This is a genomic window from Vreelandella hamiltonii (assembly GCF_014651775.1).
GTDB lineage: Bacteria > Pseudomonadota > Gammaproteobacteria > Pseudomonadales > Halomonadaceae > Vreelandella > Vreelandella hamiltonii.
The window spans coordinates 50125-76094 of record NZ_BMXN01000003.1 but is presented as its reverse complement, the minus strand read 5'-3'; the positions used below and the strand labels follow the sequence as shown (position 1 = coordinate 76094).

Annotated in this window: 25 protein-coding genes; 22 read left to right on the top strand and 3 right to left on the bottom strand. The window is 60.6% G+C overall.

Annotated features, from left to right (window positions below; all coding sequences use genetic code 11):
• Positions 1-22: 22 nt before the first annotated feature.
• The 7 genes from IE091_RS03600 to IE091_RS03570 all read left to right on the top strand — a co-directional run bounded on the left by IE091_RS03600 (position 23) and on the right by IE091_RS03570 (position 7326).
• Positions 23-358, top strand: coding sequence for a PilZ domain-containing protein (locus IE091_RS03600; RefSeq protein ID WP_039177267.1), 336 nt, complete (start codon positions 23-25; stop codon positions 356-358).
• A 37-nt stretch (positions 359-395) separates the two neighbouring features.
• Positions 396-1229 carry a TatD family hydrolase gene (locus IE091_RS03595; protein ID WP_039177263.1) on the top strand — a complete coding sequence of 278 codons (834 nt, stop codon included), beginning with the start codon at positions 396-398 and terminating at the stop codon, positions 1227-1229.
• 27 nt (positions 1230-1256) lie between these two features.
• Positions 1257-1817: a DUF1285 domain-containing protein gene (locus tag IE091_RS03590; protein WP_189462866.1), complete on the top strand. Its 561-nt coding sequence runs from the start codon at positions 1257-1259 to the stop codon at positions 1815-1817.
• Positions 1814-4021 carry an ATP-dependent helicase gene (locus IE091_RS03585; protein WP_189462865.1) on the top strand — a complete coding sequence of 736 codons (2208 nt, stop codon included), beginning with the start codon at positions 1814-1816 and terminating at the stop codon, positions 4019-4021. The genes IE091_RS03590 and IE091_RS03585 overlap by 4 nt, the downstream gene beginning before the upstream one ends.
• Before the next feature lie 140 nt (positions 4022-4161).
• Positions 4162-5391, top strand: a complete 1230-nt coding sequence (locus tag IE091_RS03580) for a porin (protein ID WP_039177251.1) — start codon at positions 4162-4164, stop codon at positions 5389-5391.
• 11 nt (positions 5392-5402) lie between these two features.
• Positions 5403-5828 (top strand): hypothetical protein, encoded by a 426-nt coding sequence (locus IE091_RS03575; protein WP_039177248.1) that lies wholly within the window; start codon positions 5403-5405, stop codon positions 5826-5828.
• A gap of 103 nt (positions 5829-5931) precedes the next feature.
• Positions 5932-7326 carry a diguanylate cyclase domain-containing protein gene (locus tag IE091_RS03570; protein WP_157779984.1) on the top strand — a complete coding sequence of 465 codons (1395 nt, stop codon included), beginning with the start codon at positions 5932-5934 and terminating at the stop codon, positions 7324-7326.
• A 55-nt stretch (positions 7327-7381) separates the two neighbouring features.
• On the opposite strand, the gene IE091_RS03565 is transcribed toward IE091_RS03570, so the two are convergent.
• A complete protein-coding gene (locus IE091_RS03565; RefSeq protein WP_144983600.1) occupies positions 7382-9046 on the bottom strand; it encodes an electron transfer flavoprotein-ubiquinone oxidoreductase in 1665 nt (554 codons plus the stop codon).
• Between the two features lie 358 nt (positions 9047-9404).
• Here IE091_RS03565 and IE091_RS03560 point away from each other — a divergent pair, with 358 nt between their 5' ends.
• The 13 genes from IE091_RS03560 to IE091_RS03500 all read left to right on the top strand — a co-directional run bounded on the left by IE091_RS03560 (position 9405) and on the right by IE091_RS03500 (position 21231).
• Positions 9405-10154 carry an electron transfer flavoprotein subunit beta/FixA family protein gene (locus tag IE091_RS03560; RefSeq protein WP_039177239.1) on the top strand — a complete coding sequence of 250 codons (750 nt, stop codon included), beginning with the start codon at positions 9405-9407 and terminating at the stop codon, positions 10152-10154.
• Between the two features lie 14 nt (positions 10155-10168).
• Positions 10169-11095 carry an electron transfer flavoprotein subunit alpha/FixB family protein gene (locus IE091_RS03555; RefSeq protein WP_039177234.1) on the top strand — a complete coding sequence of 309 codons (927 nt, stop codon included), beginning with the start codon at positions 10169-10171 and terminating at the stop codon, positions 11093-11095.
• A 213-nt stretch (positions 11096-11308) separates the two neighbouring features.
• A complete protein-coding gene (locus tag IE091_RS03550; RefSeq protein ID WP_039177232.1) occupies positions 11309-11920 on the top strand; it encodes a superoxide dismutase in 612 nt (203 codons plus the stop codon).
• A gap of 249 nt (positions 11921-12169) precedes the next feature.
• Entirely contained in the window at positions 12170-12391 is a 222-nt protein-coding gene (gene nrdH / locus IE091_RS03545; RefSeq protein ID WP_039177227.1) for a glutaredoxin-like protein NrdH, read from the top strand.
• Between the two features lie 10 nt (positions 12392-12401).
• Positions 12402-12851 (top strand): class Ib ribonucleoside-diphosphate reductase assembly flavoprotein NrdI, encoded by a 450-nt coding sequence (gene nrdI / locus IE091_RS03540; protein ID WP_052196365.1) that lies wholly within the window; start codon positions 12402-12404, stop codon positions 12849-12851.
• The gene (gene nrdE / locus IE091_RS03535; protein ID WP_268246852.1) at positions 12818-15031 is read left to right on the top strand and encodes a class 1b ribonucleoside-diphosphate reductase subunit alpha; all 2214 of its coding nucleotides are present in this window, start codon (positions 12818-12820) and stop codon (positions 15029-15031) included. Before nrdI ends, nrdE begins: the two co-directional genes overlap by 34 nt.
• 44 nt (positions 15032-15075) lie before the next feature.
• A complete protein-coding gene (gene nrdF / locus IE091_RS03530; protein ID WP_039177224.1) occupies positions 15076-16047 on the top strand; it encodes a class 1b ribonucleoside-diphosphate reductase subunit beta in 972 nt (323 codons plus the stop codon).
• A 219-nt stretch (positions 16048-16266) separates the two neighbouring features.
• Complete coding sequence (locus tag IE091_RS03525) at positions 16267-17037, top strand: DUF3450 domain-containing protein (protein ID WP_229800740.1); 771 nt, start codon at positions 16267-16269, stop codon at positions 17035-17037.
• Positions 17037-18404 (top strand): MotA/TolQ/ExbB proton channel family protein, encoded by a 1368-nt coding sequence (locus IE091_RS03520; RefSeq protein WP_189462864.1) that lies wholly within the window; start codon positions 17037-17039, stop codon positions 18402-18404. Before IE091_RS03525 ends, IE091_RS03520 begins: the two co-directional genes overlap by 1 nt.
• Position 18405: 1 nt before the next feature.
• Positions 18406-18948 (top strand): MotA/TolQ/ExbB proton channel family protein, encoded by a 543-nt coding sequence (locus IE091_RS03515; protein WP_039177218.1) that lies wholly within the window; start codon positions 18406-18408, stop codon positions 18946-18948.
• Positions 18941-19348, top strand: a complete 408-nt coding sequence (locus tag IE091_RS03510; RefSeq protein ID WP_039177216.1) for an ExbD/TolR family protein — start codon at positions 18941-18943, stop codon at positions 19346-19348. Before IE091_RS03515 ends, IE091_RS03510 begins: the two co-directional genes overlap by 8 nt.
• On the top strand, positions 19345-20112 hold the full coding sequence (locus tag IE091_RS03505; RefSeq protein WP_189462863.1) for a TonB family protein: 768 nt from the start codon (positions 19345-19347) through the stop codon (positions 20110-20112). Before IE091_RS03510 ends, IE091_RS03505 begins: the two co-directional genes overlap by 4 nt.
• Before the next feature lie 18 nt (positions 20113-20130).
• On the top strand, positions 20131-21231 hold the full coding sequence (locus IE091_RS03500) for a hypothetical protein (RefSeq protein ID WP_039177211.1): 1101 nt from the start codon (positions 20131-20133) through the stop codon (positions 21229-21231).
• A 53-nt stretch (positions 21232-21284) separates the two neighbouring features.
• Here IE091_RS03500 and xthA read toward each other — a convergent pair whose 3' ends face one another.
• Together xthA and IE091_RS03490 are read right to left on the bottom strand one after the other, a co-directional pair.
• A complete protein-coding gene (xthA, locus tag IE091_RS03495; RefSeq protein WP_189462862.1) occupies positions 21285-22112 on the bottom strand; it encodes an exodeoxyribonuclease III in 828 nt (275 codons plus the stop codon).
• Complete coding sequence (locus IE091_RS03490; RefSeq protein ID WP_016913576.1) at positions 22112-22360, bottom strand: hypothetical protein; 249 nt, start codon at positions 22358-22360, stop codon at positions 22112-22114. Before IE091_RS03490 ends, xthA begins: the two co-directional genes overlap by 1 nt.
• Positions 22361-22506: 146 nt before the next feature.
• On the opposite strand from IE091_RS03490, the gene rhlB reads away from it, so the two are divergent.
• Together rhlB and dinG are read left to right on the top strand one after the other, a co-directional pair.
• Positions 22507-23781, top strand: coding sequence for an ATP-dependent RNA helicase RhlB (gene rhlB / locus IE091_RS03485; RefSeq protein WP_039177199.1), 1275 nt, complete (start codon positions 22507-22509; stop codon positions 23779-23781).
• Between the two features lie 5 nt (positions 23782-23786).
• Complete coding sequence (gene dinG, locus IE091_RS03480) at positions 23787-25916, top strand: ATP-dependent DNA helicase DinG (RefSeq protein WP_189462861.1); 2130 nt, start codon at positions 23787-23789, stop codon at positions 25914-25916.
• Positions 25917-25970: the final 54 nt, after the last annotated feature.

Below are 25970 nucleotides of genomic sequence, written 5' to 3'. Positions count from 1 at the left end.
ACGTGTTTCTGACGAGGTGGTGATGGCTGCTCAAAAAGCGCTCTCCTTGACCATACCGGATGTGCCTACGCTGCTCGCTGCCTATATGCCTTTTCTGGATCGCGGCGGGATCTTTGTCCCCACGTCTTCGCTCTATCGTCTCGGGCAGCCGGTGGTATTGCTGTTGACGCTGCCGGGAGAGACCGAACGCCTTTCTGTCAGCGGTCAGGTCATCTGGATTTCGCCCGAAGGTGTCAGCGGTCGGCGGATGCCGGGCATCGGGGTGCACTTCAGCCAACAGGATTATCCCGTTCGCGACCGGATCGAGACTTTGCTGGCCGGTCAGTTGGACAAGGCGCCGCCTTCGTTCACGTTGTAACATCGTCGTCACGCCACTCATCCCCTGCGAGATTTTCATGTTCGTTGATTCACACTGTCATCTGGACCGCCTATCCGAGCTTACTCACGGCGGCGACGTTGCTGCCACGCTGGCAGCTGCGCGTGCTGCTCACGTGCATCAGTTTCTGGCCATCTCGACCTCGCTGGAAGAGTTGCCTGGTCTGGCCGCCATCGCCAGAGAACATGAGGACGTGGTGATATCGGCAGGGCTGCATCCGCTGCACCAGGCTCCGGTAGAGCCCAGCGTGGAGCAGATCGTGGAGGCCGCCCAGCAGTACGACGTGGTGGCCATCGGGGAAACCGGGCTGGATTACCACTATCAGGAGAGCGTGCCTCAGGCCGTTCAGCATGAACGCTTCAAGCGTCACCTGATGGCCGCTGCCGAGCTGGAGCTGCCGGTCATCGTGCATACGCGAGAGGCCAAGGAGGACACCTTGGCCTTGCTGCGTGAATATGCCGATCCTCACGTCGGTGGGGTACTGCACTGCTTCACCGAAGATCTGGACATGGCTCGAGAGGCGGTCCGGCTCGGCTTTTACATTTCGCTGTCGGGAATCATAACGTTTCGTAATGCCGCGCCATTGCGAGAGTTGGCTCGACAACTGCCCCTCGACAGGCTGCTGATTGAAACCGATAGTCCCTATCTGGCCCCCGTGCCTCATCGCGGTAAGCCCAATGAGCCTGCCTGGGTCGTCGAAGTCGCCGAGTGCATTGCTCAGCAGCGCGGTATCACCACCGACGAGGTCGCCATGCAGACCACCGCCAATTTCTACCATCTGTTTCGTGGTGCCGTTCCCGATGCACCGCCTCATGTCAAAGAAGCGCTGGCCCAGTCGGGTCTGTTGGTATAGCGCTCGGCGCAGTTCAGGAGAAGGGCGATGACGCTGGATCGGCTACTGCAGCAACGGGGTGACGCGGCAGATATTCCCCCGCTGGATACCTGGCACCCTGCGTTGTCTGGCGACATGGATATCGTGATTCATCCAGACGGCACCTGGCAGCACGAGGGGCAGCCGTTTGCGCGTCCGGCGGTGGCGAAGCTGCTGGCAAGCCTGCTACGCCTGGACGATGAGGGATACTGCCTGGTGACACCTGCAGAGCGCTGGCGCGTTCAAGTAGTGGATCGTCCGCTGCTGATCGTGGAAGCGGATTTCTACGATGATGCCTGGTGGTTCAAGACTCAGTTCGACGATGTGGTGCGGCTGGACCACCAGCACCCGCTGACGCTGACCGCCACCCCCGACGGAGAGCTGGCCCCCGAGTGTGCGGTGCGCTTTGGCCTGGCCGCGCGCCTGCATCGCAACGTGTTCTATCGGCTGGTCGAGCAGGCCCAGATACACGAGCTGGCCGGTGGCCGCAGCGAATGCCGCCTCTACAGTGCGGGTGAATGGCATCGGTTGGGCATTTGGGATAACGGCGTGGCGGGTGAGGTATCGTGAAACTGACCGCCGAACAGCAGGCCGTCGTTCGTCATGGTGCCGGGCATGCGCGGGTGGCGGCGGTAGCAGGAGCCGGTAAGACGACCACCATGGCCGCACGCGTGCTGCACCTGTTGGCGCAGGGAGTCTCCCCACGTCGGATGCTGGTGCTGATGTTCAACCGCTCGGCCAAGGATGATTTTCAACGCCGCCTTGCCAAAATGGCACCGCAGGGGCAAGCCCTGCCGGATGTGCGTACCTTCCATTCGCTCGGGCATCGGCTCACGCAAAGTTTGTGTCGTTGGGGGGCGCTGGCGCCGCGGCGGCTGCTCTCTGCCGAGTGGCAGATGGAGCGTCTGCTGCGCCAGGCAAGCCTCAATGTGCTGGACGATGCCGAGCAACACGATGCCGCCCTGGAAGGGGACCGCCTGGAAGCGCTGGCCCATTTTTGTGCTCTGGTCAAAGCAGAAATGTTGCCTGCTGCCACGCTGTATGAGCAACTGAGCTACGAGCCTGACACCGATTACTTTCCGGCGGCCTTCGGCGAGGCCGAGCGCCTGCTGGAAGCCGAAGGCGTCATGACTTACGCGGACTTGCTCTACCGCCCGCTGCAAGCGCTGGAGGCCGAACCTGTTTTGCGTCAGCGGGTCGAAGGGTTCCTCGACCACGTCATCGTAGATGAATACCAGGATATCAATACCGTTCAGCAGCGGCTTCTGGCCGTGCTGGCAGGCCCTGATGCCAGCGTCATGGCAGTGGGAGATGCCAATCAGTGCATCTATGAATGGCGGGGTGCCAGGCCGGACACCATGCTGGAAAACTTTACCGCCACGTTCGGCACCGCCACGGATTATCCGCTCTCCACGACCTTTCGCCATGGGCACGCGCTGGCGCTGACGGCCAACCACGCCATCATGGCGAACCAGCGCCGCCCCGACCAGCTATGCTTGGCGGCTGCCCAGAATCCGAAGACTCAGGTCCGCGTGGGGCTGGGCAGCCGCCTGTTGCTGGATGCCCTGATGGACTGGCAGGCCCAGGGGCGGGCATTGAGTGATGCCAGCCTGCTGGTGCGCAGCTGGGCGCTTTCGGTGCCTTTTCAGCTGGCGCTGCTTCAGGCCGGGGTGCCTTTTCGGCTGCTGCGTGAGGATCGCTTCGTGTTTCGCCTGCCGCTGGTACAGGCACTGGCAGGCTATTTGAAGCTGTCGCGGCGGGCCGAACTGCTGCACGATCCCGAGCATCTGCTGCTGTTGCTGTCCCAGCCCACGCCCTTCGTGGCCCGTGAGCGCCTGCAGCGCCTGGCGTCTCAGCTGGCGGCCACCCAGCGCTGGCCAGAGCGAGATGATGCCGTGCTGTCAACGCTCAAACCCTTGCAGCGGCGTACGCTGAAAAAACGCTGGGAACTGCTGTGCGAGCTGCCGCGTTTGGCTGGCTGGCCGCCAGCTCGGCTGCTGCATCACGTAGTGGATACCATCGATGCCGAGAAAACCCTCAAGCGCGCGGCTGCTCGGCGCGATAAAGGCGAGGAAGACGTGCGTCTGCTGGACGTGTTGATCGAACAGGCGGAGAGCGTCCAGGATCCTGATGCCTTCATCGAGCTGCTGGAGCGCCCAGTAGAAAATCAGGCCCAGGGCGTGTTGATTACCACGGTGCATGGTGCCAAAGGTCTGGAGTGGCCGCTGGTGGCAGTGGCCGGCGTCAATGAAGAGGACTTTCCCCACTACAGCCGTGACAACCCGCTCAGCGATGATCGTCTGGAAGAGGAGCGGCGACTGTTTTACGTGGCCATCACCCGCGCCAAAGAGCAGCTATTGGTGCTGCACGACGGTGGCGCTCATCGCCCCAGCCGGTTCATTGGTGAAAGCGCCTGGCAGGATGCCGTGCGTATTGCTGAATGCCTGCATGATGAGGGCGGTAGCGCCGAGCCGCTGGAGGTATCGTCACCTAGCCTGGTGAGACGCTACCTCGACCGGTTGGGGCGCAGTGATATCGTTCTGGCCGCCGCGCAGCTCAAGGAAGCGCCTGCGGACTATCAAGTGACCATGTCGTTCTACCCGGGCCAGCGTCTGCGACATGCCGTATTTGGGGAAGGGGAGGTGGCGGCCGTGGAGGGCAACCCGTCGGACCCCGTCATCGACGTGAGATTCGTGCAAGCGGGGCGTCGACGGCTGATCGCACGGCGTGCGCCCATCGAAGTCGTGGAACCTGCTGGCAGCGCCATTGGCTGACGCTCTTGAGTGCCTGCCGACCTTGTCAATAGTCCACCTTTAACTGTATACGACGCAAGGTCTCCATCCGGTGTTTGACTTACCCTGATACTGCCGATTAAATGCTTTGAAGTTAACTATTTACCTTGCGGGTAATCGGCATGCCAAGGCATTTCGTCAGGTCGTTCGCCATCTTCCTCGTGATATACAGCAGCACTACGACGGCTGACGGCTCGCTACCCAGCGCCACCTTGAACGGCTTTGGCACTCTTGGAGTAGTGCATGCCGATATCTCCAATGCCGATTTTGTTGCTGACCCACTCGCTTCTTCGGGGGCAGGTTTCAGTGGACACTGGAGTGCCGAAGTCGATAGTCGCCTTGGCCTGCAGGCAATGGTGTCGGCGACGTCAACGCTTTCCGCCACCGTACAGGTGGTCAGTGAAAAGCGCTTCGATGGCTCTTATGCGCCTGAGTTCGAGTGGGCTTATCTCCAGTTTGATGCCACGCCACAGCTGAGCCTTCGCGCTGGTCGTATGGTGCAGGGCAATTTTCTAAACTCCGAATACCGCAAGGTCAACTACGCCACGCCGTGGGTCAGGCCTCCCTCTGAGGTTTATCGCCTCGTGCCCGTTGCCAACTTTGACGGTGTCGATCTGCGCTACCGCTACTCTACAGGCACGGTCGTGCATGATCTGCGGCTCAGCTACGGTGGCGGCAACGTGGAGTATTCGTCTGGCGATATCGAGGCCTCCGACTCGTGGGGTATATCGCAACGCACCCAATGGGGCGATGTCACGCTCTTCGCCAGCTATGGTGAGCTCAGCGTCAGCGCCGAAGAGTTGACCCGGTTTTTTGACATCTACCGGCTCTTTGGCCCACCGGGTGAATCGCTTGCCAATCGCTACGAGGTGGATGGCAAGGCGTTGCGAGTACTTGGCATTGGTGTTGGCTATGACCCTGGCCCCTGGTTTGCTCAGGCAGAGTGGGCCCGGCTCTCTTCAGCATCGTTGGTGGGGCGTGGAGAAAGTGTTCATGTCACTGCAGGTTATCGTTTTGGTAGCTGGACGCCTTTTGCCGCGTTTGGCAGCGCGCGCGTATTGAGCGACACCTTCGAGCCGGGGCTGGATCCTGCGCTTTATCCCTCTCCTTTCGCAGAGGGGGCCCTATTGCTGAACGGCACGCTCAATGCGTTGCTGGCCTCCGGGCTTCAGCAGGATAGCCAGACCTTGGGGGTACGCTGGGACTTTCGCCCCGGCATGGCCTTGACCGCACAATATGATCATCTGGATTTTCGCTCGGGCTCCCCAGGAGGGCTCATCAACCAGCAGCCCGGCTTTCAGCCAGGTGGCGCTGTCAACGTGTTCAGCCTTGCGCTCGACTTTGTATTTTAGGGGGCGTGAACATGACTAAGCGGTTAACTCGGGTCTGTTACCTTGTCATGCTCTGTGTGCTTCCCTGCACGGTGATGGCTGACCTTCTTGTGGTAGTGGCCGCAGAGGCGACGCTGGATCGCATACAGCGCCAAGAGCTAAAAGATCTCTATTTGGAAAGTCGCTCCCCGCTCCGAGGGCAGGCGCATATGGTTCCTATAGATCAGTCCGAGCGGACACCCGAGCATAGCGAGTTTTATCGTCGTTATATTGAAAAAACGCCCGCGCAGCTGCGGGCTCATTGGGCCAGGTTGATTTTTACCGGACGCGGCCAGCCGCCGCTCACATTGCCCGATAGCCAAGCCGTCGTGGATAGGCTGATTGGTGATCCAAGAGCCTTGGGGTACATAGATGCCCGCTTTCTGGATGAGCGGCTCAAGGTGGTGACGGTTGAGTAGCCTCAAAGGCCCGGAACCCGGCAGGGCGACTCAGCAGAGCGAGGGTGTTTGGCACCAATGGTTGGCCGACCCTCGTGTGCTGTTCGGAACGGTTGTCATGCTCATGCTGGCCATCATCTGGAGCAGTACTCATTATCTGGTCACGCGTGAGCAAGCTGCCATCAAGCGGCAGGTCGAGCTGTCCATTTTGGACGTTGCGGATACTTATGAAGCGCGAGTGTTGCGCTCGCTGAGAGAAATTGATTCCACCTTGAAGCTCGTCGACCTGGTCGCCAGCCAGCAGCAAACAGGCATCCTGGATGCGCTTCAAGAGTATGCCTTGCTCCCGCCCGAGCTGATCTTTTCCGTGGGTATCGTCGATGCGCAAGGGCAGGTGATGGAGAGCTCCGGTGTCTGGGATGGAGCTGCGAGCATCGTATTGCCTCCCTTGTCGTTGGCTCCTGGATTGTTCATCGAGGCCTTTTCGGACGAGGGGCGCGAGCTGTTTCTCTTTGCAAGATTGTTGAGCGACGTTGGATATGGCAATGCTCCCGTATGGGGCATTTTGGCGGTGAGTGCAGACTATTTTGTCAGTGGCTATGACGCTGCCGCGTTGGGTGAGCGGGGTGTTTTGGCGTTAGTCGATGCCTCACATGTCACTCGTGTTGCACGAAGTGGGGATCGCCTGTATTCGGGCGTTGCCATGGAACTGAGTAACGATGAGGACGCTTTGGGCAGCGGCGATGCGCCCTTTATTGCCCATTGGCTTGGTAGCGAACGAATGACGTTGGTGAAGCCGCTGTATAACTTCCCCTTGTCTGTCGTGGTGGGTATCTCCGTTGATGAGAAGCTGGCCAGTGCCAGTCCGATGATACGTCGTTACTGGCTACGCGCCGTGATCGCGAGTGTGGTGGCGCTGTTGATCCTTGGGGTGCTGACCTGGCAGAGCCTGCAACTGCAGCGCGAGCGACAGCGGGCGACAGACGAACGCTTGCGACATGCCCATCATATCGAGCACCTCGCGTTTCACGATACGCTGACCAATTTGCCCAACAGAGTCTATTTGAGTTTTGTGATGCGCAAAGCGCTGGAGCAAAAGCGTGATGAGGGGGGCTTTGCCCTGCTGTTCCTCGATCTGGATCGCTTCAAGAACGTCAACGATTCACTGGGTCATGAGGCGGGGGACAGGCTGCTGGAGCTCGTGGCGAAGCGCTTGGTGGCGGCAGTGCGTGAACAGGATGTCGTCGCTCGCCTGGGCGGCGATGAGTTTGTCATTCTGGTAAGAAGCGTCACCCAGCGTGAGCCGGTGGCTCGCATAGCCGATCAGTTGGTGGCAACGATCCAGGAGCCTTTCATACTTCACCAAGAGACGTGCTCGATTTCGGTCAGTATTGGCGTCGCCTTCTTTCCCGACGATGGGCTCGATGAGCAAACGTTGATGAAGTGTGCCGATATAGCAATGTATCGAGCCAAGCAGGCGGGCAAGAACGCAGCATTTTTTTACGCTGAATCGGTTTAGCGAAGATTCGCAGTCGGTGCTGCCCCCTGAAGGGGCAGCACGAGACAGGCAAGCGTTACATGTTCGGATAGTTCGGGCCGCCACCGCCTTCGGGGGCTACCCAGGTGATGTTCTGGGCCGGGTCCTTGATATCGCAGGTCTTGCAGTGTACGCAGTTCTGGAAGTTGATCTGGAAGCGTGGCTGGCCCTGGTCATCCTCCACCACTTCATAGACACCCGCTGGGCAGTAGCGCTGTGCGGGCTCGGCGTATGTCGGCAGGTTGTCGCGAATCGGCAACGCCGGGTCAGCCAGGCGCAGGTGGCAGGGCTGGTCTTCCTCATGGTTGGTGTTCGAGAGAAATACCGAGGTGGACTTGTCGAAGGACAGCTTGCCGTCCGGCTTCGGATACTGAATCTTCTCGAATTCAGCCGCCGGTTTCAGGGCGCCGTGGTCGGTGGTGGTGTCGTGCACGTTGGGCAGCTTGTTGCCCAGCAGCTGGTTCGCGAAGTTATAAGCCCCGCCGCCGACCGTACCATATTTATGGATCGCCGGACCAAAGCTGGCGCTCTCTTTCAACTCCTGGTAAGCCCAGCTGGCCTCCCACAAGCGTTCGAAGCTGGCCAGCGTCTGGCCACCCTCGTCGCCGCCCTTGATGGCTTCGAAGACGCTTTCTGCCGCCACCATGCCTGATTTCATGGCAGTGTGCAGCCCCTTGATCTTGGCAAAGTTCAGCGTGCCCGCGTCACAACCAATCAGCAGGCCACCAGGGAAGGTCATCTTGGGCAGGCAGTTGAAGCCTCCCTTGGCAATCGCGCGCGCGCCATAAGCCACCCGCTTGCCGCCTTCCAGATATTGGCTGAGCACCGGGTGATGCTTCATGCGCTGGAACTCGTCGAAGGGCGAGAGCCACGGGTTCTGGTAGCCAAGGTCCATGATCAGCCCTACCACGACCTGCTGGTTTTCTGCGTGGTAGAGAAACCAGCCGCCGTGGGTCTTGCTGTCCAGTGGCCAGCCAGAGCCGTGAACCACCAGGCCGGGCTCGTGCTTGTCGGCGGGTACATCCCACAGCTCTTTTAGCCCGATACCGTAGTGTTGGGGGTCTCGGCCAGCATCCAGCGAGAACTGCTTGATCAGACGTTTGCCTAGATGGCCTCTGGCACCCTCGGCAAAGAGCGTATACTTGGCGCGCAGCTCCATACCGGGCATATGGCCATCCTTGGGTGTGCCATCGGCACCGATGCCCATGTCACCAATCAGGATGCCGCGCACCACGTCATCCTCGATGATCACTTCCTGGGCGGCGAAGCCCGGAAATATCTCGACGCCCAAGGATTCTGCCTGCTCACCCAGCCAGCGGCACAGGTTGCCTGCGCTGATCACGTAGCGAGTCAGTTCACCGCCGGTGTTGTGCATGCTCTTGGGTACCAGCGCATTGGGGATTTTCTGCGCCTTTTCGGCATCCTTCAGCAAATAGACATCGTCGCGCGTGGCGGGCGTATTCAGGGGAGCGCCGCGCTCTTCCCAGTCGGGAAACAGCTCCGCCAGGGCACGGGGTTCGAATACCGCGCCAGACAGAATATGCGCTCCCACTTCAGACCCTTTCTCGACCACACAAACGGTCAGCTCTTGCTCCGCTTCGTTGGCCTGCTGCATCAAACGGCAGGCGGCGGCCAAGCCAGAGGGGCCTGCGCCCACGATGACCACGTCAAAATCCATTACATCGCGTTCAACGGTTTCCACCTGGTTTCTCCTTATTCTCATAAGCGCCACCCGCCGATGCTAGCGATTGAGCACTAGCTTATGAAAAGATGGCCTTAATTTAAAACGGTCGTTTGCTTCTGGTTGTCTCCCATGATAGGCATAATACCTGTGTCAGGTAACCCCTACGATGGCAAAAGCGCACTTTACGGTAAAAGCCGCCAGCGACTACGACCAAGGCCGCAGTGATTAGGTGTTGTTGCATAAAGGTAGGCTGTGGCAAATTGATAGGGTTTTTCATTTACTAGCCTATCAAACGCTTGCATGAATTTTTTTACGCTGCCATCCGAGCAGCGTCTGTTCAGGTCAACGGCTGTCATCCAGGCCAAGCGAGGAACCTATGAAAGTATTGGTCGCGGTAAAACGCGTCATCGACTACAACGTCAAGATCCGCGTCAAGGCGGATCACTCCGATGTGGATCTGACCAACGTCAAGATGGCCATGAACCCCTTCTGCGAAATCGCCGTGGAAGAGGCCGTGCGTTTGAAAGAGAAGGGAGCGGCCAGTGAAGTGGTCGCCGTGACGGTAGGCCCCAAGGCTGCCCAGGAGCAGCTGCGCACCGCGCTGGCGCTGGGCGCCGATCGCGCCATCCACATCGAGACCGACGAGCGCGTCGAATCGCTGGCGGTGGCCAAACTGCTGGCCAAGGTGGTGGATGAAGAGCAGCCTGGTCTGGTGATTCTTGGCAAGCAGGCCATCGACACCGACAACAACCAGACCGGCCAGATGCTGGCGGCGCTGACCAATCTGCCCCAGGGCACGTTTGCCTCGGAAGTCGCCATCGATGGCGACAAGGTGAACGTGACCCGTGAAATCGACGGCGGCCTGCAAACCGTCGCCCTCACGCTGCCCGCCATCGTCACCACCGACCTGCGCCTCAACGAGCCGCGCTATGCCAAGCTGCCGGACATCATGAAGGCCAAGAAAAAGCCGCTGGACGTCAAGACCCCCGCCGACTATGGGGTTGAGGTCGCGTCGAACGTCACGCTGCTCAAGGTCGAGTCACCCGCCGAGCGCAAGGGCGGTATCAAGGTCGCCTCGGTGGACGAGCTGATCGATAAACTGAAAAACGAAGCCAAAGTGCTTTAAAAGGAGCTGATCTCATGAGCATTCTGGTACTTGCCGACCTGCATGAAGGTCAGTTGGCCAGCGCCACCGCCCACGTCGTGGCAGCCGCCCAGGCGATCGGTGGCGATATCGATGTACTGGTCGCCGGTGAAGGCGTCCAGGCCGCCGTCGAAGCCGCCGCGACACTCGACGGCGTGAGCAAGGTGCGCGTGGCAGACAACGCCGTCTACGCCCATCAGCTTGCCGAGCCCATGGGCGCGCTGCTGGTCGCCCTGGCCGACGACTACACCCACGTGCTGACCAGCGCCTCCACCACCGGCAAGAACGTGCTGCCCCGGCTGGCCGCGCTGAAAGACGTCAGCCAACTGTCGGAAGTGATTGGCGTCGAGAGCGCCGACACCTTCCTGCGCCCGATCTACGCCGGTAACGCCATCGCCACGGTGAAAAGCGACGACCCGCTGAAAGTCATCACCGTGCGCACCACCGCCTTCGATGCGGTAGGCAGCGGCGGCAGCGCCAGCGTGGACGCCGTGGACGTGGTCGTCGACAACGCCCAGTCCCGTTTCGTGAAGCAGGAGCTGGCCCAGAGCGACCGCCCGGAACTCGGCGGTGCCAAGGTCGTCATCTCCGGCGGCCGTGGCATGGGCAACGGCGAAAACTTCAAACTGCTGGACGGCATTGCCGACAAGCTGGGCGCCGCCATTGGCGCGTCTCGTGCGGCGGTGGATGCAGGCTTCGTGCCCAACGACATGCAGGTAGGCCAGACCGGCAAGATCGTCGCCCCCGAGCTCTACATTGCCGTGGGCATCAGCGGCGCGATTCAGCACCTGGCGGGGATGAAAGACTCCAAGGTGATCGTGGCGATCAACAAGGACGAAGAGGCCCCGATCTTCCAGGTAGCCGACTACGGCTTGGTGGGGGATCTGTTCGAGATCCTGCCGGAGCTGGAGAGCAAGCTGTAAGCAGGAACGCCGTTTTACCAAAAGCCGACGTCGCAAGAGGTCGGCTTTTTTAATGGCGATGAATTCGATAAACTGAAAATAGTTGACTAAAGTACTGGGATAAAGAAGTCGTCGCGCTGGTAGAAAAATTGCCGGGGCGGCAGTTGAAAAGGGTGAAGCAAGACCGCACCTTAGGTAGTGAACGTTATAGAAGCCACTCAAGGAGAAGATAGCATGGCCCATACCCTTCCTGAATTACCGTACGCTTACGATGCACTCGAGCCGCACATCGATGCGATGACGATGGAGATCCACCACTCTCGTCACCACAACACCTACGTGACCAACCTGAACGGTGCCCTGGAAGGCACTGGTCTGGAAGATATGCCGGTAGAAGAGCTGGTTGCCAATCTGGATCGCGTGCCGGAAGAGAAGCGTCAGGCCGTGATCAACAACGGTGGTGGGCACGCCAACCACTCCATGTTCTGGCAGATGATGTCTCCCAATGGTGGCGGTCAGCCCCAGGGTGATGTTGCTAAGGCCATCGACGCCGAGCTGGGTGGCCTCGATGCGTTCAAGGACGCTTTCAAGAAAGCGGCGCTGGGCCGTTTTGGCAGCGGCTGGGCGTGGCTATCTGTCACACCCGAGAAGAAGCTGGTCGTCGAGAACACGCTCAACCAGGATAGCCCTCTGATGCATGGCAACACGCCGCTGCTGGGTCTGGATGTATGGGAGCACGCGTACTATCTCAAGTTCCAGAACAAGCGCCCCGACTATGTTGACGCATTCTTCAGCGTCGTGAACTGGGAAGACGTCGAGCGTCGCTACCAAGCTGCCAAGGCCTGATAATGGTCGAAAATTGCGCCTGAGCGCGTGATTTTGCAGCCAAAGCCGCCCCCTTTCAGGGGGCGGCTTTTTTTGTTTCTGGGTATAGCGCTGGGTATGGCTTGTCAATAACCTGTGGATGAAAAAATACCATATATGCTTGAATTGATTTTCTGGTGGTCTATATATAGTATGCGTGGAGAATTTCAGAGGGGTGGCGCCATTGCCATGCGCTACCCGAAAAGTGTCGCTATGAAAAGGAAAATAGCCATGGAAATCCAAATTTATAGCAAGCCTGCCTGCGTACAGTGCACCGCTACCTATCGTGCGCTGGACAAGCAGGGTTTGGAGTACACCGTGATCGACATTACGGAAGAGTCAGGCGCGCAGCAGCAGGTCGAAGCTCTGGGCTATCGTCAGCTGCCGGTCGTCGTGGTAGGTGAGGATCACTGGTCCGGCTTCCGCCCTGACCGTATCCAGGCGCTGGCGTAGCTCCGCCGCCATGCACACGGCCACGGTGGAAACCAGACAGGCGGGTACGCTGGTCTATTTTTCCACCAAGTCAGGCAATACCCACCGGTTTATCGAAAGGCTTGGCTTGAGTGCCCAGCGGCTGCCATTGAATCGTGAAGAGCCCACTCCACGCGTCACGCAGCCTTACATATTGGTGACGCCTACCTACGGCGGTGGCCATGCACAAGGCGCCGTACCGGGGCAGGTGATTCGCTTCTTGAACGATGAGCACAATCGGCACCTCATTCGAGGTGTCATTGCCTCGGGTAATACGAATTTTGGTGAAGCTTACGGGTTGGCAGGGCGCATCATCGCGCAAAAGTGCCAGGTACCGTTGCTTTATCGCTTTGAACTGTTTGGCACCGATGACGATGTCGCCAAGGTCCGCAAAGGAGTAGAAGAGTTTTGGAAACGTCAAGCTCAGTCTCTAACAACGTAGCGTCCACCAGCGCCGCTACCAAGAAGTCGGCAGAAGCGAAACGTCCTGCTGCGGGTACCACCGAAGCGCGTACGCTGGATTATCATGCGCTCAACGCGATGCTCAATCTGTACGGTGCCAACGGCGAACTGCAGTTGGACAAGGACCGCGAAGCGGCGCGTCAGTACTTCCTTCAGCACGTCAACCAGAACACGGTTTTCTTCCACTCGCTGGAAGAGAAGCTGGACTACCTGGTGGAAGAGGGCTATTACGAGGCCAACGTACTCGATCAGTACAGCTTCGAATTCATCAAGTCGCTGTTCGAGCAGGCGTATGCCTACAAGTTTCGCTTCCCCAGCTTCCTGGGTGCCTTCAAGTACTACACCAGCTATACGCTGAAGACCTTCGATGGCAAGCGTTACCTGGAGCGCTACGAAGATCGCGTGTGCATGGTTGCGCTGACGCTGGCTCGTGGGGATGAAGCGCTGGCCAAGTCGCTGGTGGATGAAGTGATCAGTGGTCGCTTCCAGCCAGCCACGCCGACTTTCCTGAACTGCGGCAAACAGCAGCGCGGTGAGCTGGTGTCATGCTTCCTGCTGCGTATCGAAGACAACATGGAGTCGATCGGTCGGTCGATCAACTCGGCGCTGCAGCTCTCCAAGCGTGGTGGTGGGGTGGCGTTCCTGCTGACCAACATCCGTGAGTCTGGCGCGCCGATCAAGCGTATCGAAAACCAGTCGTCGGGCATCATCCCCATCATGAAACTGCTGGAAGATGCGTTTTCTTACGCCAACCAGCTGGGGGCTCGTCAGGGTGCCGGGGCTGTGTACCTGAATGCTCACCACCCTGACATTCTGCGTTTCCTCGACACCAAGCGTGAAAATGCCGACGAAAAGATCCGCATCAAGACGCTTTCGCTGGGCGTGACCATTCCGGACATCACGTTCGAACTGGCCAAGCGCAACGACGACATGTACCTGTTCTCCCCCTACGATGTAGAGCGGGTCTACGGGGTGCCGTTTGGCGATATCAGCGTCACCGAGAAGTACCATGAAATGGTGGCGGATGCGCGCATTCGCAAGCAGAAGATCAATGCTCGCGCCTTCTTCCAGACGCTGGCTGAGCTGCAGTTCGAGTCCGGTTACCCGTACATCATGTTCGAAGATACGGTCAATCGCGCCAACCCGATTGCCGGTCGCATCAACATGAGCAACCTCTGCTCCGAGATTCTGCAGGTCAACACGCCGACCGAGTATGACGACGACCTGGGATACCGCGACATCGGTCAGGACATCTCCTGCAACCTGGGCTCGATGAACATTGCCAAGGTCATGGATTCGGGCGATATCGGCACCAGCGTCGAGATCGCCATTCGCGGCCTGACTGCCGTGTCCGAGATGAGCAACCTGAGCAGCGTGCCCTCGATTGCCGAAGGGAATGCCAAGTCGCGTGCGATTGGTCTGGGGCAGATGAACCTGCACGGTTTCCTGGCGCGTGAGCACATCTATTACGGCTCGGAAGAGGGGTTGGATTTCACCAACCTGTACTTCTACTGCGTCGCGTTCCATGCCATTCGTGCCTCGAACCAGCTGGCCATCGAGCATGGCGCCACCTTCGCCGGTTTCGAAGACTCCACCTACGCGTCGGGCACGTTCTTCGACAAGTACACCGACCAGGCCTGGCTGCCGCGTACCGAAAAAGTACGCCAGCTGTTCGAACGCAGTGGTATTGCACTGCCGACCCAGGAAGATTGGCAGGCCCTGAAGGCCTCGGTCATGGCGCACGGCCTGTACAACCGCAACCTGCAGGCAGTGCCGCCCACGGGCTCGATTTCCTATATCAACAACTCCACCTCCAGCATTCATCCGGTGGCGGCGAGAATCGAGATTCGTAAAGAAGGCAAGCTGGGGCGGGTCTATTATCCGGCGCCGTTCTTGAATGAAGACAACTTCGATTACTTCCAGGATGCCTATGAAATTGGCCCTGAGAAAATCATCGATACTTATGCAGAAGCGTCGAAGCATGTGGATCAGGGGCTGTCACTGACACTGTTCTTCCCTGATACCGCTACCACTCGGGATATCAACAAGGCGCAGATCTATGCATGGCGGAAGGGCATCAAGACCCTTTACTACATTCGCTTGCGCCAAAGCGCGCTGGAAGGCACCGAGGTAGAAGGCTGTGTCTCCTGCACGCTGTAACGATATCCCCACTGGCATGTGATGACGTTTAGAAGAGAGCGCTGATGACAACGATGCAACGCCTGTCGCGGGTTAATGCGATCAACTGGAACCGTCTGCAGGACGATAAAGATCTGGAGGTGTGGAACCGCCTGACCAGCAACTTTTGGCTGCCGGAAAAAGTGCCGCTGTCCAACGACATTCAGTCGTGGAACACACTGACTCAGCAGGAAAAGCAGCTGACCATCCGGGTCTTCACCGGCCTGACGCTGCTCGATACCATCCAGAGCAGCGTGGGTGCGCCGGTGCTGATGGAAGATGCGCGTACGCCCCACGAAGAAGCGGTGTATACCAACATTGCCTTCATGGAATCGGTGCATGCGCGCTCCTACAGCTCGATTTTCTCGACGCTGTGCGCCACCCGGGACGTGGACGATGCGTTCCGCTGGAGTGAGGAGAATCCGTCGCTCCAGCTGAAGTCCGAGCTGATCCTCAAGCGCTATCGCTCCGATGACCCGTTGATGCGCAAAGTGGCCAGCGTTTTCCTGGAGTCGTTCTTGTTCTACTCTGGCTTCTATCTGCCCATGTACTGGTCCAGCCATGCCAAGCTGACCAATACCGCTGACCTGATTCGTCTGATCATTCGTGACGAAGCGGTACACGGTTACTATGTGGGCTACAAGTTCCAGCAGGCGCTGGCGGAAGCCACCCCGGAACGTCAGCAGGAAGTGAAGGATTATGCCTACGAGCTGCTGCTGGAGCTGTACGACAACGAAGTGCGCTACACCGAGTCGCTCTATGATGCGGTGGGCTTGACCGAAGACGTGAAGAAGTTCCTGCACTACAACGCCAACAAGGCGTTGATGAACCTCGGTTTCGAGCCGCTGTTTCCCAGCAGCGTCACGGACGTCGACCCGACGATCATGGCGGCGCTGTCCCCCAGCGCAGACGAGAACCACGACTTCTTCTCGGGGTCCGGCTCGTCCTACGTCATCGGCAAGGCGGTCGCTACCGAAGACGACGACTGGTCGTTCTGATCAGTCCATTAGTGTGCCACTCAGCGGGAGCCTCAGGGCTCCCGTTTTTTTATGGACGATGAAAAGATTTCGTTATTGAATGTTAATGATAAATATTGTCATTTCTTCTATTGATGGTAGGCTATGCACGCTAACGATTTAAACGCAAATCGTTCTTATATTTGGTGAGCCTTGGCGAGCTGATGCAGATGGCGCGCTGAGCAGTGATGGAGAGACGACGTGCTGAAAAGGCCTTTCTTTGCCTTGAGCGGATATTGGCTTGCTGGAATGCTGGCCAGTACATCGCTGATGGCGAGCGATGAAACGATGGATCAGGCGGCCCAGAGTGTCGAGGCCCAGCAAGTGCAATCTGAGCTGCAGCAGCAAATCGACAGGGCCGACGAAGCAACGCGAGAACAGTTGGAAGAACTGCGCCAACTGGAGCAGGAGACGCGGCAGATGAGCGCTTCCAATGCTGCCCTGAGCAGTCGCCTGGCCAGTGAGGCGGAGCGCCAGCAGCGGTTGGCCCAGGCGCTGGATACGCTGAGCGATACGCGTGCTGCGCTGCCGGCCATCGAGCAGGATATGGCCGAACAGCTCACCCGATGGATAGAGTCGGATCTGCCTTTCCTGCGTGGCGAGCGCTTGGCACGGGTAGAAGGGGTAGAGGTATCCTCCCAGGAGAGCGCCGAACGGATTGCCGAGCTGCTCGAAGCCTGGCGTGCAGAGCTGGCATACGGCCGCCAGGTAGGTAGCTGGCGGGGGCGTTTGCAACGCGACGGCGGGGCTCCTCGGGAAGTCGATTATCTGCGTATTGGGCGTATTGGCCTCTATTACCTGACGCCGGATGGCCGTGAGGGCGGCGTATGGGACCAGCAGCGCGGCGAATGGCTGGCGCTGGAAGAGCGTGCACGCCGAGAAGTGCGTAATGGCCTGCGTATTGCCGATGATCAGCGTACGCCTGAACTGCTGCAATTGCCGCTATCGATCACCGCCACAGGAGCGCCGTAATGAAACTATCCAGCTATCGGCGCGGCGTGCACAAGATGGCCTGCCTGCTGCTGGCCATGAGCGTTTGGGCGAGCGCCCCGGCCATCGCCCAAAGCAGTGATGTCACGACGCTGCGTGATGCCCGCGAAGCAGCAGAAGCGCGAGACCAGGCGCGGCTGCAGTCGTTTCTGGAAGATCAGGACGCCCTGACCGCGGCCCTGGAGGAAGCGCGCACTGCGCACGCAGCAGCCGAGCAGGAGCAAGCTGCCCTGCAGGCGCAACAGCAAGAGCAGGCCGAACAGGCCGAGGTTCTGGCTCAGCGTCAGGATGAGCAGGGGGAGGCCCTTACGGCACTGTTGGCCGATCTGACGCGGCACAGCGAGGAGTTGCGCAACGAATTGGGAGGGGAGAGCTGGCTGACGTTGACGCCTGACGCTTTGCCTCCGCGCCTCAACGACGTCGAGGTGCTGGAGCGTGAGCACCTGGAGAGCGTGGTAGACCGCCTGGCAGCCCTGACCATGAACACTGGGCAGGCCGAGCGTCTCGAGCTGCCCGTGGCAGACGGAGCGGGCGAGATTGCGCCTCGTCAGGTGGTTCGTTTGGGGGATTTTGCCGCTTTCACGGAGTCGGTACTGCTCCGCAAGGGGCAGGATGACCAGAGCCTGGCCGAGCTGCCGCGTACGCCGTCGGAAATCCGCCGTCTGCTCGCCGCCTACCATCAAGGCGACAGTCGTGAATTTGCCATCGACCCTACCCAGGGCAGCGTACTGCAGGCGTTGGCACAGCAGCCCAGTCTCTGGGAGCGTTTCCAGCAGGGGGGGTATGTCGGCTATGTGGTCGTGGTGCTGGGGGGTGTCGGCCTGCTGGTGGCGCTGGCGCAATACCTCTATCTGCTGCTGGTGAGCGCACGGGTGCGTCGTCAACGCCGTCAGTTGGAGCAGCCGCGAGCCGACAATCCGCTGGGCCGAGTGCTGCAGCGATTCAAGGACATGGACAAACATCAAACCCCCGAAGCCCTCGAAGCCCGCCTGGATGAAGCGGTGCTGGCAGAGCTGCCGCGCATCGAGCGAGGCCAGCCCATCGTCAAACTGTTGGCAGCCATTGCGCCGCTGCTGGGCCTGTTGGGTACGGTAACGGGCATGATCGTCACCTTTCAGGCCATTACCGTGTTCGGTACTGGCGATCCGCAGCTCATGGCCGGTGGGATCAGTCAGGCGCTGGTGACGACGGTGCTGGGGCTGGTGACGGCGGTGCCGCTGCTGTTCGCACAAACGGCACTGTCCAGCCGAAGCCGGTTCATTACGCAAGTGATCGAAGGGGAGGCCAGCGCCACCCTGGCCGATCATCTGGAAGCGCAGTCTGCCCATCCCGGGCAAGCGGTGAACTGATATGCCGACGTTGCCCCTTTGGCTGGAGCCGGTAGAGCGGCTGTTGGACGCCGGTGGAGCGGTGCTGGTGGTGCTGGCGCTGGTGGCTGTGCTGGTGTTCGCCATGGCCATCGAACGCTGGTGGTACTACCGCATCAGCTGGCGACGTGCGCGTCGTCAGCTGGTGCACCGCTGGGCAGCGCGTAGCGACCATCGCAGCTGGAGCGCACGAACGTTGCGCGATGTGTGGAGTGCGGCCCTGGTGGCCAAGCTGCGTCGGCCGCTGCCGTGGATCAAATTGCTGGTGGCGTTGTGCCCGCTGTTGGGTCTGCTGGGCACGGTCACTGGCATGATCACCGTGTTCGACAGCCTTTCCATGAGTGACACCCATCAGGCCAGGGCCATGGCCGATGGCGTGGCCCGAGCCACGCTACCTACATTGACAGGCATGGCCATTGCCGTGGTGGGTATGCTGTTTATCAGCCGTTTGGAGCACGTGATTCGGCGAGAAGACCAGCGTCTGCATGATCGCCTGGCACGTGCCCTGGAGGAAAATGATGCGTAGACGCCGTTCCATAGAGGCCGTCGAAGAGAGCAATGAAGTCAACTTGACCCCGATGCTGGATGTGGTCTTCATCATGTTGATCTTCTTTATCGTGACGACCAGCTTTATCAAGGAGAGTGGCGTAGAGATCGAGCGCCCGGAAGCGGCCGCCGCCACACAGCGTCCGGACGCCCAGGTGCTGATCGCGATTACGCCGGAAGGAGCCGTCTGGGTGGATGGTCGTCCGGTCGATGCCCATCGCATCGGTCAGGAAGTGGCCGGCATGCTCAGTGGCGATGGCTCGGTGGTCATCCAGGCCGATAGAGCGTCCACCACTGGACTGCTGATCGAAGTGATGGATCGCCTGCAGCAGGCAGGCGTCGAGCAAGTGGCGGTGGCGGCTAGTCGGAGTGCGCCATGATACGCCACGGGTTCTCGCTGCTGGCTGGTGCTGCGCTGGCGATGGGGCTGTTCTGGATGCTGGCGCTGCTGGTGGCACCGCCGGAGCGCAGCGTCGACGAGCCGGTCATGTCCATGGCCATGACCATGGTGGAAGCGCCTGAGCAGGCTGCCGAGCCGGAAACGCCGCCGCCAGAGCCTGCCCAGGCGGCTCCTGCGGCTCCCCCTCCTGTACCAGCGCCTGCCCCTGCGCCGGTCGCGACGAGTCAGATTGCACTGCCCGATCTGGCTTTGCCGGATGCACCGGTAGAGCCGCTGGAGTTGGAGAGTGAGCTGCCGGAGCTGACCGAGGCAAGGCCAGAGCCGACGCCACAGCCACGTCCGGAGCCGCAGCCTGCGTCAGAACCCACGCCGGAGCCTGCCGCAGAGCCCGCGTCGCGCTCCGAGCCATCCACGGCACCCGCGACGGCCGAGCGTGAAGCGGCGCCTGCGGCAGAACCAGCACCTTCCAATGAGCCGGTGAGTGTCGGGCAGGTGGCGCCCACGAGTCGCGTCAATCCCACGTACCCCACCCGTGCCCAGCGGCGTGGCATGGAGGGCTTTGTCGAGGTGGAGTTCGTCATTCGGCGTGATGGCAGCGTCGATGGCGGGACGATTCGCGTCGTCAATGCCCAGCCGCGCCGGGTGTTCGAGCAGGCGGCGGAGGAGGCCATTGCACGCTGGCAATTCGAGCCGAGTCAGCAGCTGCGCCGTGCCACTCAGCGCATCGAATTTCAGTTGCGGTAAGCCCGTCGAGGGAGCGTTATGCAGCGTTTATTGGCAATTGCAGTGCTCGGTGTGTGGAGCACGATGGCGGTGGCGGATGTGCCACTGAGTGAAGATATCATTCTCGACCTGAATGGGTTGCAGAGCCAGTTGGCGGAACTTTCCGGTTCTGGTGCAGAGAATGAGTCGTTGGACACCATTCTGAGCCGTGCGCGCTCCCAGGCCGCCAGGCTGGCCTCGGGCAATCGAGCCGATCAGTGGGCCAGCGCGCTATATCATCAGTTGGCGGCCAGTGCGCTGGTGCGTCAAGAGGCGCCCGAGGCGGCAGCGGATGAGCTGGCCAGTGCCCGCCAGCGTACCAGCGTGCCGAACAGCCAACGGCTGCGCTGGTTGCGTGACGAAGCGTCCCTGCGCCGTGCGGCAGGACAGCGCTCTCGGGCCATCGAGCTCTACGCGCAGTGGCTCGGCGAGTCGGCGGGCCATGAGCGCTACCTTGAGTCGGTTTGGGCGTTGGTGCGCCTATTGGCAGAAGAGGAGCGCTGGGAAGAGGCCCTCGAATGGCTCACCCCCCAGCTGGAGCCGGGCAGAGAACTGAGTGATGCCCAGCAGGCGCTGGTCAACGTCGTGTTGCGCCATGCAGGCGAAGGCGAGCAGGCGCTGGCCTGGCTGCTGGAAAACCTGAGCGAGCGCAGCAGCGCCGAGGAGTGGCGTCAGGCGGCTGGATTGGCGCAGCAGGCGGGGCTGCTGGGCGCTGCCGCCGGCGTCTGGGAAGCGGCTTGGCAGATGGGCAAGTTCACTGCGCCCGAGGATCGTTTGACCCTGATTCGGCTGCACCTGGCAGGGGGCACGCCAGCGCGTGCCGGTGAGCATCTGGAGGCAGCGCTGGAAGCAGGGGAGCTGCCTGATGATGAAGAGACGCTGCGCCTGCGAGCCACGGCCTGGCAGCAGGCCCGGCATGTCGAGCATGCCCTGAACGCTTGGCAGGCGCTGGCTGAAACCACTCGGGCGGCTGACGATTGGCGCCAGTATGGTCAGTTGGCCTACGCGTGGGGCAATGAGTCGCTGGCGAAAGAGGCGCTCTCGCGAGCGGCGGAGCTGGGCGACGAACAGGCCGAGCAGTGGCTTGGCTATTTCGATTGAGGGGGCTCAGGGGGTGAGCCGTGCCGCCCGAGTGGGCGGCAGCCAAGGGGCGGTCAGTCTGCCAGGGTCAGGGAAAAGTCGCTCCAGGTGGGAGCGTGATCCGAAGATCGTTCCATGGCACGCAGGGGATAGTCGATACCTGCATCGGTGACTCGCTGTGCCAAGGGAGGCGAGACAAGGATGTAGTCGATGCGCAGCCCGCGCTTGGGTTCCTGGTCAAAGCCCTTCGAGCGGTAGTCGAACCAGCTGAACCATTCGCTGTTGTCGGGGTGGCAGAGCCGATAGCTGTCGCTGAGCCCCCACGCCTTGATGCCTGCCAGCCACTCCCGCTCGATGGGTTGAAAGCTGGCCTTGCCATCACGTAGCCAGCGCTTTCGGTTGGCTTCCCCAATGCCGATGTCCTGGTCTTCGGGTGAAATGTTGAAGTCACCCATGACGGCCAGATGCTCTTCCGAGGAGTGCTGCGTGGCCAGCAGATTGGCCAACTGCTGGTAAAAGCGCTCCTTGTGCGGAAATTTGGTGGGGTGATCGACGTTTTCGCCCTGGGGGAAGTAACCGTTCCACACGGTGATCGGCTGGCCGTCGGTGGTCAGCAGGCGCACGCCGATCATGCGTCGCTGGGCATCTTCCTCATCATCAGGAAAGCCGTAGAAGACCTGCTGAGGTTTCTGTCGGCAGAGCAAGGCCACACCGTAGTGGCCCTTTTGGCCATAATGAAAGGTGTGGTACCCCATGGCTTCCACGTCGGCCAAGGGAAACTCGCTATCCTGCACCTTGATTTCCTGCAGGCCGATCACATCAGGGCGATGGGTGTCGATGAGCGCTTGAAGCTGATGCAGCCTTGCCCGGATACCGTTGATATTGAAAGACACCAGACGCATCAGGAGGGCTCTCCCGAAGAGGAGTCGCTCCCCTTGTCAGGGTGGATGGCAATGTTCTGGCCACTTTGCTGGCGTGCCAGCTTGCGCACTGCCTGCAGTTTGCGCTGTTGCTGTTTCTTGGCCACGAAACGGCGTGATGAGGTCACCTGATCCGGGTTTTCATGGCGCCACTTTTTGTAATCCTTGCGGCGACCGGTGCGGATCGTCACCTTGTCTGCCAGTGAACGAGTCTTTTTCTTACGCGTCATCGTCGCGCTCCTTGGGTTAATTTATGCCTCATTCTAACAGGCAAGGGCGCTCCTTCGACAGCAGAGCGCGCTCTTATCGCCAAGCCCTGCTACAATGCGCGATTCGTGATGCCTAACCTCCACAGCAATGGACAGATACACAGCCTATGAGCGAGTCGGAACAGATCACAGCATCGGACCAGAACCGCAAGCCTAAACGCCGTCGTCGCAAGCCGCGTCGTCGTCAGTCGAACTGGGATCTTCGTCAGTTTCAGGTGCCCGCCGTTGCCGGCAAGTGGCGCTTCCATGACTTTGATCTGCCGCTGCCCTTGATGCGCGCTATTCATGCCCAAGGCTATGAATACTGCACTCCCATTCAGGCAGAGGCGCTGCGCCACACGCTGCTGGGTGGCGACATTGTGGGCAAGGCCCAGACGGGCACTGGCAAGACCGCTGCCTTCCTGATTTCAGTGCTGGCCTACTTCCTGGAAGAGCCCGCGCCGGACGGTCAGAAGCCGGGGGCTCCCCGTGCGCTGATCATCGCCCCCACCCGCGAATTGGCGCTGCAGATCGAGAAAGACGCCAAGGCGCTCGCCCGCTTCACGTCGTTGAACGTGGCCAGCGTGGTCGGTGGCATGGATTACCAGAAACAGCGTGAGAGCCTCGGCAAGAAACTCGATATTTTGGTGGCCACGCCTGGCCGTCTGCTCGACTTCCATCAGAAGCGCGATATCGACCTGTCCGAAACCGAAGTACTGGTGCTCGATGAAGCGGATCGCATGCTTTCCATGGGGTTCATCCCGGATGTGAAGCGCATCATCCGCTATACCCCCAAGAAAGAGGAGCGTCAGACGTTCCTGTTTTCGGCCACCTTCACCGACGACATTCTCAATCTGGCCAGCCAGTGGACACAGGAACCGGCCCATGTCGAGATCGAAGTCACGGTAGAGAATCAGGCCGATATCGACCAGCGCGTATACCTGGTGTCGGATGACGACAAGCAGCGCCTGTTGGTCAAGCTGCTGGAACAGGAGAGCTTCGAGCGGGTCATGGTGTTCGGCAACCGTCGGGATCTGGTGCGCAAACTCGATGACCTGCTGAAAAAGGCAGGCGTGAGTGCCGCCATGCTGTCGGGTGACGTGCCCCAGAATCAGCGGATCAAGACGCTGGAAAGCTTCCGCGAAGGCGAGATCCAGGTGCTGGTGGCCACCGATGTGGCCGGTCGTGGCATCCATATCGAAGACGTCAGCCACGTGATCAACTACACCCTGCCGGAAGACCCGGAAGACTACGTGCACCGTATTGGCCGCACCGGTCGTGCCGGTGCCAAAGGGGTGTCGATCAGCTTCGTGGGTGAAGAAGACGCCTTCTCGCTGCCGGAAATCGAGCGCTACATCAACGGCAAGCTGCCCTGCGAGCATCCGCCGGAAGGCATGCTGTAACGCACATGCTGGATAACGCGCTCAAGGCCGATATTCAGCAAGCGTACCGTAACGTGGTGGAGCAGTTAGCGCTGACCCCACGCTACGGTCAGCGGCTGATGATTGCCGAGATTGCCCGCACCCTGGGCGATATTCAGTGCGACAGCGATGGCAAGCGCACCAGCGACAGCCACGTCTGTGTGCTGGAAGCCGGTACCGGCACGGGCAAGACGCTGGCGTATCTGATTGCAGGCTTGCCCATTGCCAAGGCGAAGGGCAAGCGGCTGATCGTGTCCACGGCCACGGTGGCTCTGCAAGAGCAGGTGTTGCATCAGGACCTGCCCTCGCTGGCCGAGCACAGTGGCATCGCCTTTCGCTACGCGCTGGCCAAAGGACGCGGGCGCTATGTGTGCGTGGCGCGGCTGGATCAGGCCCTGGAGGGCAGTGAGCCGAACCCGACCATGTCGCTGTTCGAGCACTCCCTGCAAAGCGATAGCAGCGACTATCAGGTGCTTGCCAGCGACCTTGCCGATGCCTATGGCAAAGGCGAGTGGCAGGGTGACCGTGATACCTGGCCTGACACCATCGATGATGCCCACTGGCGTCAGCTCACCGTCGATCACCGCCAGTGTACCGGGCGCCGCTGCGGCCATTTCGGTGCTTGCGCGTTCTTCCGCTCACGCCGTGAGCTGGAAGATGCCGATGTCATCGTGGCCAACCACGATCTGGTACTGGCGGACCTGGCCCTGGGGGGCGGCGCCATTCTGCCGGACCCTGCCGACTGTATCTTCATCTTCGACGAAGGTCATCACCTGCCGGACAAGGCGCTGTCGCACTTTGCCCACCGCTTCGCGGTGCATGGCTGTCTGCGCTGGCTCAAGACGCTGCGCAGCAGCTTGACCGATCTCCACCAAGGGCTGTCAGTTCAGCCCACCGTGGCCCGGCTGCTGGCCAGCCTGCCTGAAGTGCTGCATGGCCTGGAGCCTGCCCTGGGGGACGTGTTCAGCCTGGGGCACCAGCTGGCCGGGCGCGAGCAGGGGCTGGCGGATGAAGAGGCCAGCCACCAGCAGCGTTTCGAGAAGGGCGAGGTGCCGGAAGCGCTGCGCGAGCAGGCGCGGCAGCTGCTGGTGATGTTTGCCACGCTATCACGCAGCCTGGAAAGCATAGCCGATATCCTGCGTGAGAGCCTGGACCCGGACAAGCAGACGGGGCTGGACCGCGATCAGGCCGAAGCCTGGCTACCGCTGGTGGCGCTGCTGCATGGTCGCGCCCTGGAAGCCCACGCGCTCTGGCAGGCGTTCAGCGAGCAGGACCCGCCCAATGCGCCGCCCTGTGCGCGCTGGATCACGTTGAGTCGTGTGGCCGGGGAGCCCGAAATCGAGTTCTCCGCCAGCCCTGTCTCGGCGGCGCACACGCTGGCCAAGCATTTGTGGGGGCGCTGCCATGGTGCGGTGGTCACCTCCGCCACCTTGACGGCACTGGGGCGCTTCGAACGTATTCAGGAGCGCGCTGGCCTGGCCAGTCGCTATCGGTACCAGGCGCTGCCCAGCCCCTTCGATTATGCCAACGCGGTGCTGCGCGTGCCCGCGGAAGCCACGGACCCCAGCGACCGAGAGGCCCATGAGCGTGCCATCGTGCGCTGTGTCTCCCAGTTGGGGGAGGATGAAGCGGTGCTGGTACTGTTTTCGTCCCGGGCCCAGCTCAGGGCGGTGGAAAAAGTGCTGCCAGCAGCCTTGAAAGAGCGCCTGCTGGCGCAGGATGCGCTGCCCAAACGCGAGTTGATCGAGCGGCATCGTGCTGCGGTCGATAGCGGCAAGGGGAGCATCATCTTCGGCTTGGCCAGCTTTGCAGAGGGCATCGACCTGCCTGGGGATTACCTGACTCATGTAGTCATCACTCGGTTACCCTTTGCGGTGCCCGATGACCCGGTGGGTGCCACGTTGGCCGAGTGGATCGAAAGCCAGGGCGGCAACTCTTTCATGCGTATCAGCGTGCCCGATGCTTCCATCAAGCTGGTACAGGCCTGTGGTCGGTTGATCCGCAAGGAGAACGACCGGGGCGTGATCACGTTGCTGGACCGCCGCGTGATCACGCGGCGCTACGGTCAGGCGCTGCTGGATGCCTTGCCGCCCTTCAGGCGTGACATTCAGGCCTGAACTCGGCAGCGGGTGATGCTAATGAAAAACGCCCCGCCAGAGGGATCTGGCGGG

What these genes read in the sequence shown, in the direction of transcription:
- IE091_RS03600 (WP_039177267.1), top strand. Translation starts at nt 23, where the DNA reads ATGGCTGCTCAAAAAGCGCTCTCCTTGACCATACCGGATGTGCCTACG.
- IE091_RS03595 (WP_039177263.1), top strand. Translation starts at nt 396, where the DNA reads ATGTTCGTTGATTCACACTGTCATCTGGACCGCCTATCCGAGCTTACT.
- IE091_RS03590 (WP_189462866.1), top strand. Translation starts at nt 1,257, where the DNA reads ATGACGCTGGATCGGCTACTGCAGCAACGGGGTGACGCGGCAGATATT.
- IE091_RS03580 (WP_039177251.1), top strand. Translation starts at nt 4,162, where the DNA reads ATGCCAAGGCATTTCGTCAGGTCGTTCGCCATCTTCCTCGTGATATAC.
- IE091_RS03575 (WP_039177248.1), top strand. Translation starts at nt 5,403, where the DNA reads ATGACTAAGCGGTTAACTCGGGTCTGTTACCTTGTCATGCTCTGTGTG.
- IE091_RS03570 (WP_157779984.1), top strand. Translation starts at nt 5,932, where the DNA reads ATGCTGGCCATCATCTGGAGCAGTACTCATTATCTGGTCACGCGTGAG.
- IE091_RS03560 (WP_039177239.1), top strand. Translation starts at nt 9,405, where the DNA reads ATGAAAGTATTGGTCGCGGTAAAACGCGTCATCGACTACAACGTCAAG.
- IE091_RS03555 (WP_039177234.1), top strand. Translation starts at nt 10,169, where the DNA reads ATGAGCATTCTGGTACTTGCCGACCTGCATGAAGGTCAGTTGGCCAGC.
- IE091_RS03550 (WP_039177232.1), top strand. Translation starts at nt 11,309, where the DNA reads ATGGCCCATACCCTTCCTGAATTACCGTACGCTTACGATGCACTCGAG.
- nrdH (WP_039177227.1), top strand. Translation starts at nt 12,170, where the DNA reads ATGGAAATCCAAATTTATAGCAAGCCTGCCTGCGTACAGTGCACCGCT.
- nrdI (WP_052196365.1), top strand. Translation starts at nt 12,402, where the DNA reads ATGCACACGGCCACGGTGGAAACCAGACAGGCGGGTACGCTGGTCTAT.
- nrdF (WP_039177224.1), top strand. Translation starts at nt 15,076, where the DNA reads ATGACAACGATGCAACGCCTGTCGCGGGTTAATGCGATCAACTGGAAC.
- IE091_RS03520 (WP_189462864.1), top strand. Translation starts at nt 17,037, where the DNA reads ATGAAACTATCCAGCTATCGGCGCGGCGTGCACAAGATGGCCTGCCTG.
- IE091_RS03515 (WP_039177218.1), top strand. Translation starts at nt 18,406, where the DNA reads ATGCCGACGTTGCCCCTTTGGCTGGAGCCGGTAGAGCGGCTGTTGGAC.
- IE091_RS03510 (WP_039177216.1), top strand. Translation starts at nt 18,941, where the DNA reads ATGCGTAGACGCCGTTCCATAGAGGCCGTCGAAGAGAGCAATGAAGTC.
- IE091_RS03505 (WP_189462863.1), top strand. Translation starts at nt 19,345, where the DNA reads ATGATACGCCACGGGTTCTCGCTGCTGGCTGGTGCTGCGCTGGCGATG.
- IE091_RS03500 (WP_039177211.1), top strand. Translation starts at nt 20,131, where the DNA reads ATGCAGCGTTTATTGGCAATTGCAGTGCTCGGTGTGTGGAGCACGATG.
- xthA (WP_189462862.1), bottom strand. Translation starts at nt 22,112, where the DNA reads ATGCGTCTGGTGTCTTTCAATATCAACGGTATCCGGGCAAGGCTGCAT.
- IE091_RS03490 (WP_016913576.1), bottom strand. Translation starts at nt 22,360, where the DNA reads ATGACGCGTAAGAAAAAGACTCGTTCACTGGCAGACAAGGTGACGATC.
- rhlB (WP_039177199.1), top strand. Translation starts at nt 22,507, where the DNA reads ATGAGCGAGTCGGAACAGATCACAGCATCGGACCAGAACCGCAAGCCT.
- dinG (WP_189462861.1), top strand. Translation starts at nt 23,787, where the DNA reads ATGCTGGATAACGCGCTCAAGGCCGATATTCAGCAAGCGTACCGTAAC.